General features: G+C 40.4%; 7 protein-coding genes and 1 rRNA gene. 6 read left to right on the forward strand and 2 right to left on the reverse strand.

Going from position 1 to position 12,707, the window contains the following annotated elements:
* Positions 1–22: 22 nt before the first annotated feature.
* From HC965_RS22095 to HC965_RS22110, 4 genes are all read left to right on the forward strand, one after another.
* The gene (locus HC965_RS22095; RefSeq protein WP_191033500.1) at positions 23–2,074 is read left to right on the forward strand and encodes a hypothetical protein; all 2,052 of its coding nucleotides are present in this window, start codon (positions 23–25) and stop codon (positions 2,072–2,074) included.
* A gap of 92 nt (positions 2,075–2,166) precedes the next feature.
* Complete coding sequence (locus HC965_RS22100; protein ID WP_191033501.1) at positions 2,167–4,257, forward strand: beta-galactosidase; 2,091 nt, start codon at positions 2,167–2,169, stop codon at positions 4,255–4,257.
* A gap of 51 nt (positions 4,258–4,308) precedes the next feature.
* The gene (locus HC965_RS22105) at positions 4,309–5,406 is read left to right on the forward strand and encodes a cellulase family glycosylhydrolase (protein WP_191033502.1); all 1,098 of its coding nucleotides are present in this window, start codon (positions 4,309–4,311) and stop codon (positions 5,404–5,406) included.
* A 103-nt stretch (positions 5,407–5,509) separates the two neighbouring features.
* On the forward strand, positions 5,510–7,498 hold the full coding sequence (locus HC965_RS22110) for a glycoside hydrolase family 97 protein (RefSeq protein WP_191033503.1): 1,989 nt from the start codon (positions 5,510–5,512) through the stop codon (positions 7,496–7,498).
* 86 nt (positions 7,499–7,584) lie between these two features.
* On the opposite strand, the gene HC965_RS22115 is transcribed toward HC965_RS22110, so the two are convergent.
* Together HC965_RS22115 and HC965_RS22120 are read right to left on the reverse strand one after the other, a co-directional pair.
* On the reverse strand, positions 7,585–8,793 hold the full coding sequence (locus HC965_RS22115) for a hexokinase family protein (protein WP_191033504.1): 1,209 nt from the start codon (positions 8,791–8,793) through the stop codon (positions 7,585–7,587).
* 148 nt (positions 8,794–8,941) lie between these two features.
* The gene (locus HC965_RS22120; RefSeq protein WP_191033505.1) at positions 8,942–10,081 is read right to left on the reverse strand and encodes an ISAs1 family transposase; all 1,140 of its coding nucleotides are present in this window, start codon (positions 10,079–10,081) and stop codon (positions 8,942–8,944) included.
* A gap of 1,284 nt (positions 10,082–11,365) precedes the next feature.
* Here HC965_RS22120 and HC965_RS22125 point away from each other — a divergent pair.
* Both HC965_RS22125 and HC965_RS22130 read left to right on the forward strand, forming a co-directional pair.
* Positions 11,366–11,713 (forward strand): hypothetical protein, encoded by a 348-nt coding sequence (locus HC965_RS22125; RefSeq protein ID WP_191033506.1) that lies wholly within the window; start codon positions 11,366–11,368, stop codon positions 11,711–11,713.
* 836 nt (positions 11,714–12,549) lie between these two features.
* Positions 12,550–12,707, forward strand: a 16S ribosomal RNA gene (locus tag HC965_RS22130); the annotation flags it as partial.

A 12,707-nucleotide genomic window follows, 5' to 3' on the forward strand; every position in this document is an offset into this window, starting at 1 on the left:
ATAATTTTAATATGACTGCATTATGAAATATTATATATATACTGTTTTGCTGTTTCTGTTGGCGGTATCTTGTAGCGATGACGTACAGAAATGGGATAACTGGCCGGAATGGAAACTCATCTCTCCCCTGTCTGTAGGTGGAGAGGTGTTGGATGAAGAAATTTACTCTAACTTTCAAGGGAAAAAGATTCATCTGGAGAAAGGGCAAGAAGTCGAATTTTCCGGAGTTGATGGGGTGGAATCTATTCTTCCGTCGGATTACTTTGAATATATATCAGGGAATAAGGCTCGTTTTAAGGGAGCGACAGATGATTACAGTGCGATTTATGATGCTGCTAACGAACTTCTGTATATAGAAAAAGCCGGTGCCACCTATCCTGAAGGTTTGTGGTTTTGCGGAGCCAATTGGGGACATCCGCAGGCGGGAATAGTAACAACGAACGGTTGGAGCATGAATGGGCCTAACAATGTGCTTTATTGCTATAAAAGTGGGGATAATGTGTTTCAGCTTACTATCTATTTGGCTAATAATTTCTCTTTCAAATTCTTCAAGCGTAGAGGCTGGGGAGAAGGTGATAATGAGATAACTACGCTTCCTGAAGACAATATAACCCTTACCACTCCATTTCTGGTGGCGGGAAAAAGCGGTGGTGATTTTATTCCCGGACCTCTGTTTCAACCGGGAATATATCTTATTACACTTGATTTGAATAACAATACCTGTACTTTTGAACCTAAAGATGAGAATATTAAAGAACAGTCTTTCCTGATTAACGGTCAGGAAATGGGAATATTAAGTGAGGCTGCTTCATACCTCGGTGTTGCGTTGGAACTTCAGACAGGAGACGAAGTTACCTTTGAAAACTTTAGTGATGTAAGAAAAATGCTTCAACCGGATTTTTTTGAAGGTATTTCCAAAACTAAAGCAAAATTTATAGGTACGGATGGCAGCTATAAACTGTTTTATGATCCGGTAAATAAGTTGATGTATCTGGAGAACCGTTCTGTTACTTATCCCGAAGGATTATGGATTTGCGGAGGAAGTTTTGGGCATCCTCAAGCAGGAAGGGCAACTGTCGGATCATGGACTTTTAATACCCCTGGCGACGTATTCCAATGTGTGAAAGTGGCTGATAATATTTTTGAGACAACTCTTTACCTGGTAAAAGAATTCAAGTTTAAGCTCTACAAACAACGTTCTTGGGGAGCAGAATTGGGAAGTACAACCGTTAATCCTCAACCTGTAGACTTCATAGGCAAAGGATGGTTCTACAGTGATCCGGCAACAGGTGGTACAGGCGGTGGACATTTTACCGGTGATTTTGTAGCAGGTCCGGAGTTTACTCCGGGGGTATATCGTGTCCGGATAGATTTGAATAAAAACATATGTATGTTTATTGATAAGGTAGATGAGAGTCAGCTCAAGCCGGAGTCGTATAAGATTAACGGTACGGAATTAATCCAATCGGATATTTTAGGCTATATCAGTGCAGAGTTGAATCTTATGAAAGGTCATATCGTCGATTTTGAAGGATTTAGCTATTTGGATTATATGCTTCAACCGGAATATTTTGCGAAAGAGAATGGGCAATATAAGTTTACTGTTCCCGATGGTAAATATAAGATTTCTTACAATAATAATAGAGAACTTGTATTTGTGGAGAAGATGACTGCCGCAACATATCCTGAAGTAATATGGATTACCGGAGCAGCTTTTGGCCATCCTAAAATAAGTGGACTGCTTAATGATGATATTGCGAATTGGGGATGGAGCAATCCTAAAGATTTTGTATGCTGTGTGGCTACTGACAATAATATCTATGAAACCAACTTACTCTTGAAGGATAATTTCATGTTTAGATTTTATAACGGTAAGAATAACTGGAATAATGGAGTCAGTTCATTTGATGTAACTATTATATCTGAAGGTGATTTTATAGCCCGGGGTGGTTATTGGGATGGAGATCTGTGGAAGGAGACAGAGAACTTCGGTCCGGGAACTAATTTCAGGGCCGGTATATACCATGTTAAACTGGATATGAATGCGAAGACATGTACATTTACAAGAAAATGATACATTGAAATAGACTTAATATTAAAATAAAAATGAAGAGGCCGGGTTATTGCTGACGCGACCTCTTTATATATAATCTAAAAATAATATTCATGAGAAAATTATTGTTAGTTCCGGCTTTACTTTTTTCGTTGGCATCCTTTTCGCAGTCTCCGGTAGATAAATCTTTTCCTAAAGAAGAATTATTCGCTTTGGGCTCCTACTATTATCCCGAACAATGGGATTCTTCCCAATGGGAACGCGATTTGAAAAAAATGTCCGAAATGGGTATTAAGTTCACTCACTTTGCCGAGTTTGCCTGGGCGATGATGGAACCCGAAGAAGGAAAGTTCGATTTTGACTGGCTGGATCGTGTCGTATCTTTGGCGGATAAATATGGTCTGAAAGTAATCATGTGTACGCCTACCCCCACGCCTCCCGTTTGGCTATCAAAGAAATATCCCGATATTCTGATTCAGCGTGATAATGGAGTGACTATTCAGCACGGTCGCCGCCAGCACGCTTCATGGAGCAGTGATCGCTATCGCAAATATGTCGAAAGAATAGTATTTCGTCTGGCTGAACATTATGGAAATAATCCTGCTGTTATCGGCTGGCAAATTGACAATGAACCCGGACATTACGGCGTAGTAGATTACAGCGAGAATGCGCAAGTCAAATTTCGATTTTGGCTGCAAAAGAAATACGGCACAATAGACAAACTGAATGATGTTTGGGGAAATTCATTTTGGAGTGAAACTTATCAGGATTTCAGCCAGGTACGACTGCCCAGCCAACAGGAAGTTCCCGATAAACCCAATCCGCATGCCATGCTCGATTTGAATCGTTTCATGGCGGATGAGTTAGCCGGTTTTGTTAATATGCAGGCAGATATACTCCGCCGGCACATCAATAAAGACCAGTGGATTACCACCAATCTGATACCTGTTTTCAATCCTGTCGATCCGGCTCGGATAGACCATCCGGATTTTCTTACCTACACCCGTTACCTGGTGACCGGTCATAAACAAGGAATAGGCAATCAGGGTTTCCGGTTAGGTATTCCGGAAGACCTTGGTTTCTCTAATGACCAGTTCCGCAATTGTGTCGGGAAAGCATTTGGAGTAATGGAATTACAACCCGGACAAGTGAATTGGGGGACTTATAATCCGCAACCTTTACCCGGTGCTGTGCGTATGTGGGTATATCATGTCTTTGCAGGCGGTGGCAAGTTTGTGTGCAACTACCGCTTCCGCCAACCGCTGAAAGGTAGCGAACAATATCATTATGGCATGATAATGACCGACGGCGTAACTTTGTCTCCGGGTGGTAAAGAATATGCATGTGTTGCCGAAGAAATGAAAAAGCTGCGTGCGGCTTATGATAAAAAGAATCATATGCCTGGTCAACTGGCTGCCCGCCGCATCGGTATGCTTTTCGATATGAGCAACTATTGGGAAATGGAGTTTCAACGGCAGACCGACCAGTGGTGGACTTTGCCACACATGCATAAATATTATAATCTCCTGAAATCGTTTGCTGCCCCTGTCGATGTAATATCGGAGAAAGAAGACTTCTCTTCCTATCCTTTCCTGATAGCCCCTGCTTACCAACTGCTTGACAACGCCCTTGTAGCTCGATGGACTAAATATGTAGAGAACGGCGGACATTTGATTCTGACTTGTCGTACCGGTCAGAAAGATCGTGACGCCAAATTGTGGGAAGCTCCATTGGCTGCTCCCATCCACCAACTGGCCGGAATCAGTAATCTGTTCTACGACCATATGCCCCGTAATTTGTGGGGAAAAGTAAACTTTGGCGATAGGCAATATGGCTGGAACAATTGGGCAGATGTAATCACCCCGTCTGCCGGCACACAGGTTTGGGCTACCTATGCCGACCAGTTCTATAAAGAAGCAGCTTCCGTGACGCATCGTAAACTGGGTAAAGGAACGGTCACTTATATCGGTACGGATACCGACGATGGTAAACTGGAAAAAGATGTAATGCGACGTGTATACGCAGAAGCAGGCGCATCAACAGAAGACTTACCTTATGGAGTAGTAAAGGAATGGCGTGACGGATTCTACATTGCCTTGAACTATACATCGGACATTCAGGAAATTGCCATTCCGGATAAAGCGGAGATACTGATAGGCAATGCCCGTCTCGAACCTGCTGGGGTAGTAGTATGGAAAGAATGACGGCTTGAGATGAAAAAATCAGAAATGTATACTATAAATAGATGAAATAGCATGAAAAATAAATGGTACTTTAATATATCCTTTTTGTTCTTTTTAGTATGGATATGCGCAGATATTTGCGCGCAGGAATATAATAAGCCGGCGGGTACTCGTTGGTCGGAAGAAAAAATACAGCAATGGTATGATAACCAACCCTGGCTGGTCGGCTGCAACTATATACCAGCAACGGCAATCAATCAAATTGAAATGTGGAGCAAAGAAACTTTCGACCCTAAACAGATAAATAAGGAATTGGCATGGGCGCATGACTTGGGCTTCAATACGCTGCGGGTTTTCCTGAGCAGTGTCGTATGGAAACATGATGCGAAAGGATTGAAAAAACGCATGAATGAGTTCCTCGACATTTGCCGGAAACATGACATTCGCCCGATGTTTGTCTTTTTTGATGATTGTTGGAATCCTGAGTCAGCTTATGGTAAACAACCGGAACCGAAACCGGGAGTTCATAATTCCGGTTGGGCACAAGACCCTTCGAGCAGTCTTCGTAAAGACACCCTGACATTATACCCTTGGTTGCAAGAATATGTGAAAGACATTGTTCTTACCTATGCCAATGATGAACGGATATTGATGTGGGATTTATATAACGAGCCGGGGAATAGTAAACATGAAGAAACTTCCTTGTCTTTGTTGACCAATGCTTTCCGATGGGTGCGTCAGTGTCGTCCGTCCCAACCGGTTACTGCTGGCGTATGGGATTATAATTCACCCCGGAAGAATGTCATGAATGCGTTTATGTTAACTCATTCTGATATAATCTCCTATCATAATTATGATGATGAATCCCGCCACGGCGACTGTATCAAGTTTCTGAAGATGCTCAACCGTCCTTTGATTTGTACGGAGTATATGGCCCGCCGTAATAACAGCTGTTTCCGAAACATACTTCCTTTGATGAAAAAAGAAAAGACAGGCGCCATTAACTGGGGATTTGTAGCCGGAAAAACAAATACGATTTATGCTTGGGATGAAGTCATTTCTACGGGTGAAGAACCCAAATTGTGGTTTCATGATATTTATCGACCTTCCGGAGCACCTTTCGACCAGGAAGAAATAGATTGTATCAAATCCTTGACCGGGAGAAAATAGGACTTTTTGCTGTTTTATTTTTGTTTTAATTTTTATGTAGGTCATAAATGTATTATTTTTATACCGGATTATCAGTAATTAAATAATAACCATAATTGAAACCATGAAAAGGCTGAAAACTTTATTGCTATGTTTGGTATGTGTACTGACTATACAAGCCCAAAAACAAATTACGCTGAGTTCCCCGGACGGGAAACTGCAAACTACTATTACAACAGGTGATAAACTGACTTATGACATCACCTGTAACGGACGGCAAATACTTGCCGCTTCCCCAATCTCAATGACATTGGATAATGGCGAAGTTTGGGGTGAGAAAGCGAAATTATCCGGCACTTCCAGGAAGAGTGTCGACCGGATGATACCTTCTCCCTTCTATCGTGCCAGTGAATTGAGAGACTATTACAATGAACTGACATTGCGATTCAGGAAAGACTGGAACGTAGAATTTCGTGCCTACAACGATGGTATCGTTTATCGTTTCGTCAATCTCTCGAAGAAACCTTTCAATGTCGTTGATGAAGTGGCAGACTATCGTTTTCCGGCTGATGTGACTGCTTCTGTTCCTTTTGTGAAAAGGGGAGAAGACGGTAATTTTGAATCCCAGTTCTTCAATTCTTTTGAGAACACATATACCACAGATAAACTGTCAAAATTGAATAAACAACGCTTGATGTTTCTGCCATTGGTGGTAGATGCAGGAGAAGGCGTCAAGTTGTGTATCACAGAATCCGATTTGGAAAATTATCCGGGACTTTACCTGTCTGTTGCCGGAGAAGGCAATTCTCTGAAAGGAACATTTGCCCCTTATCCTAAACAGACGGCACAGGGCGGTCATAATAAACTTCAAATGCTGGTAAAAGAACGCGAAGCCTATATTGCCAAAGTCGATACCCCCCGGAGCTTCCCCTGGCGCATGGCCATCGTCACCACTTCGGACAAAGACCTTGCGGCAAGCAATCTCAGTTATCTTTTGGCAGCTCCTTCACGTGTGTCGGACATCTCTTGGATTAAACCCGGCAAAGTAGCCTGGGATTGGTGGAATGCATGGAACTTGGATGGCGTTGATTTCGTTACAGGAGTAAACAACGCCACCTATAAAGCCTATATTGATTTCGCTGCAGCAAAAGGTATTGAATATGTGATACTTGACGAAGGTTGGGCAGTAAATCTGAAAGCAGATTTGATGCAGGTAGTGAAAGAGATTGATTTGAAAGAACTCGTTGACTATGCCGCATCTAAGAATGTGGGTATCATCCTTTGGGCAGGTTACTATGCTTTCGAACGTGACATGGAGAACGTTTGCCGTCATTATGCCGCGATGGGAGTGAAGGGATTCAAAGTCGACTTCATGGACCGTGACGACCAGGAAATGACTACATTCAACTATCGGGCTGCTGAAATGTGTGCTAAATATAAGTTGATTCTCGACTTGCACGGAACACACAAACCGGCTGGTATGAACCGTACTTACCCCAATGTACTGAACTTTGAGGGAGTGAACGGACTGGAACAGATGAAATGGAGTCCGGCTTCGCTCGATCAGGTGAAATATGATGTGATGATTCCTTTCATCCGACAGGTTTCCGGTCCGATGGATTATACTCAAGGAGCTATGCGCAATGCATCAAAAGGAAATTATTATCCTTGCAATTCAGAACCGATGAGCCAGGGCACGCGTTGTCGTCAACTAGCTCTGTACGTAGTATTTGAATCACCTTTCAATATGCTGTGTGATAATCCGAGCAACTATATGCGCGAACCGGAATCAACGGATTTCATCGCTGCAATTCCTACTGTATGGGATGAAAGTATCGTTCTTGACGGTAAAATGGGAGAGTACATCGTAACTGCCCGCCGGAGTGGAAATGTATGGTATGTAGGTGGGATAACCGACTGGACTGCACGTGATATAGAAGTTGATTGCTCTTTCCTGGGTGATAAAACATACAACGCTACATTGTTCAAGGATGGCGCAAATGCTCATCGTGTAGGTCGTGATTATAAACGTGAATCTCTTCAGATTAAGAATGACAGTAAATTAAAGGTTCACTTGGCACCCGGCGGTGGTTTTGCTCTTCAGATAGAATAAGGGTATAACAGGAAATTGATATAGAAAGCTTAAAAACAAATTCAATGCTGCATCAATGATTTTGACGCAGCATCGAATTTCTTTTATCAGGATAATGCCGCAATCCCTGTTCCTATCAGATTCGCATTGTTCATACTTTTCACATCGACCTCGACGTCTTCCAAATCGAACAGTTTGAAAAGCTCCCGTAACTTTTCCATAACGATAACGTTATAATCCTGCCCTTTACTGTGTTCGCTCCAAAAAAGACTGCCTTCGGCAACCAGGCAAATCTTCCGTATATCTTTATTGTATGATTTCAACAACATGGCGAGTCCGGTCAGCGAAGCTGCGACTAACTGTGCCGATCTGTTATATATCCATTGTGCCACCTGCACATATACATCTTTATAAATATCCGGGTAGTTCATAATAGCGGTAAGTTTCTGTGCGTCAAACTTTCCTTCAAACTCTTCTAATGGGAAAGTTGCCTTTAAAATATCTCCCAGGTACATACCGGACACCGCTTTTTCAAAACGTTGTTTTCCCGAATTGCCGGAAATTACATCCACCGTATTGTCCACCGCCGTCAGGAATGGCGGATGGAAATTGCCGGATTCCAGATTAACAGGAATCAACCCCTTGATTCCCAGTTCGGGATTCAACTTCTTAATTTTTTCGGCAGGGATGAAAGTTGCCATATTAGTGCCTGTCCCTACAATTAGACCTATATATGCATCGTAACTATTGTCGGTAAGCCCGGCAAATAAACTCGCTACGGTATCGTTTAATACTTTAATATCCGTGAATTTGATTTTATTTCTTTCATTCAGATAGTCGAGTAGGGGCTTTCCTATAAATTCGCCGATCATTTCTTTTATGTCTACTCCCTTCGTCCAACGTAACAGTTTGGCATCTCCGCCCGGAACGGATTCTGTCGGATAAGAAAAGCAATAGCCAATAGGCATTTCTTTCTCTCGTTTTATGCCGATAATCATATCCGCCAACTCCTTGAACAATTCCTCACGGGTATAACCGGGTGATTTCATAACCGACATATCCTTCTTCCAACCATTGTTTGGATGAATCGTAGGTGTTGATTTACTAAAATCAACAAGTGCTACCCGATAATTAGTCCCACCTAAATCAAGTACTAATGACTTGCCGTTAATACTACTTGCTTTGGGAGTAATGAAAGTAGGAATACATTGTATTTCAGCGTTTTCTGTGCTCAATCCTTTTTCTACTTTTGCTTTGAATGAACGTGCTATCTCTTTGAGTTGTTCATTATCCAACTTGAAAATATTCTTCTCCATGATATTGACTTTTATTGTGTATATTATCTGTATGAATAACAACTGAGGATAGATTTTGCTCAGTTGTATTAATAGGATATTTCAAACTTCAGCCGACAGGTCGCATTTATAACTTGAACTTCAGGGCAAACGCTCAATAAATGTAACATTATGTTTCTCTCTTTTTTTCGATTGTTTTTATTCCAATGACCTTGTCTCTTGTTTTCTCATCCCATCCACATGCTTTTCTCTTTCCGGCCATTCCCAGTTTAATATCACTCTTCTTTAAAAGCATAAGTGCCAGCTTCTCAATAGCCGAGAAATTAATGGCTGCATTCCCGGTTTTTCTGTCATCATCCTCTCTGAATCCCACATCTAGTACCCAGTGTAATTCATTTTCAATAGTCCAATGTGACCTTACGGATTTGAGTATGTTTATTGGATCCGGCTCTAATGAGGATATGTAATATCTGGTTTCTAAAGTTGATTCCTTGTCTTTTATTTTTCTAACGGTATTTATCATAGCCAATGTTTTTATGCCTGTCCACCCTTTGAAGAAATACTGCAGATTTTTAGCGCTTATACATACACATTCCCGGTATTCACTTCTTCCATGCCCTTCATTCTCTTCAAAATACCTTTTGGCATGACATAAATACATTCTCATGTCCTCGCTAAGATTGAGTTCTATTCGTTTCCGAAGTGACTCATGGTTATCTTTTACACATAAAATATAATCAGCCTTGTTCTCAATAATAAGTTGGGTTATTGATTTCTGGCAGCCCATGGCATCAATAGTTATAATACAGTTCTCAATATCAAGCTGTCTGATAAGTTCGGGAATGGCTTTTATCTCGTTGGACTTTTCATCTACTTTCTTTTGCCCAAGGCATAAACCATTAGATACAGCCCAGGCGCTAACCATATACAATTTGCTTCTCATACCGTTACTTGGATTGGAGCACACATGAGGGTTATCACAAACTGCTTTCCCGTCAATGGCTACGACACCGGGTATTCGATGGCAAATATCATCAACCCATAATCTGAAACATTCTTCAAACCATTCGATATCAAGAATTGAAAAGAAGCGGCTGATCGTATCATGAGAGGGGATGGAAGATAAACCGGGAAGACGGTCCTTGAAGTATTGTTCGTGCGTTTTGCCAAAGGATTCGATTTCGTTCCAAGTGTCAGCTCCACAAATCACAGAAACAATGGCAATAAAGACGATCTCGTTAGATTCATAAATCTTGTTCTTTTCGTCACGGACATCGGGAATAATCTCGGAAAATGAATGAATGGTCATAGTTGTAGATATATAATGTAGAATATAGTATGCAAAGCTAAGGAAATTTTCTGACTAATAGGACAGGCAGGCTAAAGAAGGAGCACAAAGAGAAGAAAGAGAAAGAAAAAAGACCAAAGGGAAAGATTTTCGCAAAATGGGGATGTTACATTTATTGAGCGTTTGCCCTGGCTTGAACTTAGGGATAAACTCTTTACTAAAGAGTATTTTTATTTTTATCTCTCATATTCTCATAGCTTTACTTAATGTGTTGTAAATCAATAAATAACATAATGAGAGATAAAATTCGAAATTGCATCTCTCATACTTTTATCGTCATTTTCGCCCTAAAATGATGCATCTCTCATATGCTTTTATGGTATTTCTCATACTTTTTAGGTATCTCTCATGCTTTTTTGCCTATTTTTTATGTATCTCTCATAAGAACCGTGTCTTTATCTCTCATCAAATCCTGGATTATTCTTTTCTATGTTTCAGTTTAACCGTTAATCTTCTATGCTTAATAGCTTGTTTATATGTAGTATACCTACTGTTTTTATGTTTTATCCTATTTCTTGTCGTGTTTTTGAACCGAAATCTGTATTGTTCCACCTGAGTGGACAATTCTTTCCACTCAAGTGGAGAGTTCTTTTCACTAGAGTGAACAGTTTAATTCACTCTAGTGGAAAGATATAAATAGCTTTTAAAAAACACGAGAATATCTACTCTATATCCTGTTGGCAACCGCTTTGTGAACTGTTGTTGAACGGTATATGACTCTTAGTTTGTCTTGAATGAATTATAATTTGATACTTAACATAACTCCAATAGTGCTTTTGAGTATGAGAGATACCTTTAAAGTATGAGAAATGGAAATAGAAAAACGTTTCTAGTAGCCTGAATACTGAACTTGATACAGATGTTTTCGTGAAATAAAATAAGTTGATTGAATACATTTATTTCTCTGTCAAATTAGTTTGCTTGCTAAATATAAATTGCTACTTTTGTCGTAGTTTACTTTCGAGCGACGAAAGTTACTTTTAATAATTTTATTGAGAACGGTTATTTATTGTATTCATACATAAAATCTGCTAATTTTAATCTAGTGAATAACAGTAAGTGACAGGTCTCGCGCATCTTTTGTATATATACTTTGTTATATACTCAAATGGGCGTGGGGCTATCACTTGTGTTCACTAGAGGGTCTTAGCAGATACCTATGTATGGCGTAAGTAGATAGTTCCCGCGCTCTCTTTTTTATAATCTCGCACCACCGGGAACTGATGCGGTAATTTACACAAAATTATGTCCGGAGATTTTAACCGAATCATTATCCAGTTAATTCAGAGTCCTGTAATGAACTGGTCTATTTCAGATTTAACCTTTCGTGAATGCGAGTATACCTATGCTTTAATAAAGGAGGTGGTGGATATGTCAGTGGAAGAGGATTATACCTTATTGGATTATATCCAGATGGCACGTCTTGAGTATTGTCTGGGCGAACTGTCATGCCGGATAAACGGTAATGGTGAGGATGCCGTCCTTCATTACAGGGGTGCCCTTCGCTTGTTGGAAAAAGGCGGTTTCGACCTTAGTTTAAAGAAATGGGTTGGACTTGTCAGCTTACGTATAGAGGGTTTATCGGAAGGATAAATAATAGTTTGTCATCTACTCATTGATAAGAGGATGTCCGAGTTTTCTCTTTTCCCTTACGGACGTCCTCTTGCTTTTTATCCTTTCTTTTCCTCTTTTTTTCTTCTTATTCCTTTTTTTCTTGTAATTCTCGCTCTTTTTTCTTTCCTTGCCTTTGTCTTTTTGCGCGCATTACGCGCACACGTGAATATAATAATGTGTACTCCCTTGCCCGTTCCCGTACACACTCCACCCCATATTAAAAAAATATGTTCTACAATATCCTTATAATTCAACGAGTTAGCCTACCCATTCAAAAATAATTAGAAAAAAGAGCAGGATATATTTGGAGTATATCCCAAAAGGGGCTACTTTTGCACCCGCTTTCCAAGAGAAGAAAGCCTTGATGAAATGACTTAGTGATAAAGCGTAAGACCGCTTAATAATAAGAACAAAAAACTTCCGATAAAGTTTGGAAGATATAACTTAAAGTTCTTATCTTTGCAGTCCGATTCGCAAAGAAAACGGTTTATCTTTTCTTAATTGATTATTCTTTCCCTTTCGCAAAGAGAGCCTGAGAAACGAGTTGAAAAAGAAAATAAAAAAACTTCCGAAAAAGTTTGGTAGTTAAAATTAAACCCCTTACCTTTGCACCCGCTTTTAAAACGAAAGCAACAAGTTCTTTGAAATATTGATAAACAATACAAGTAGTACAAGTTAAAAAATAGAACCGTCAATACTTGTTTCAGAAGTAGCAATACAAATGAAACTTAGGTATTTGAAAAGAGTCAATAAATTTTGTACGGCATCCTGAACAGAGCAAGAACCATCCTTTACGGATGATTAAAATAACTTTTACAATGAAGAGTTTGATCCTGGCTCAGGATGAACGCTAGCTACAGGCTTAACACATGCAAGTCGAGGGGCAGCATTTTAGTTTGCTTGCAAACTAAAGATGGCGACCGGCGCACGGGTGAGTAACACGTATCCAACCTGCCGATAACTCGGGGATAGC

Origin of the sequence: Bacteroides sp. GM023 (genome assembly GCF_014750685.1) — a bacterium.
GTDB lineage: Bacteria > Bacteroidota > Bacteroidia > Bacteroidales > Bacteroidaceae > Bacteroides.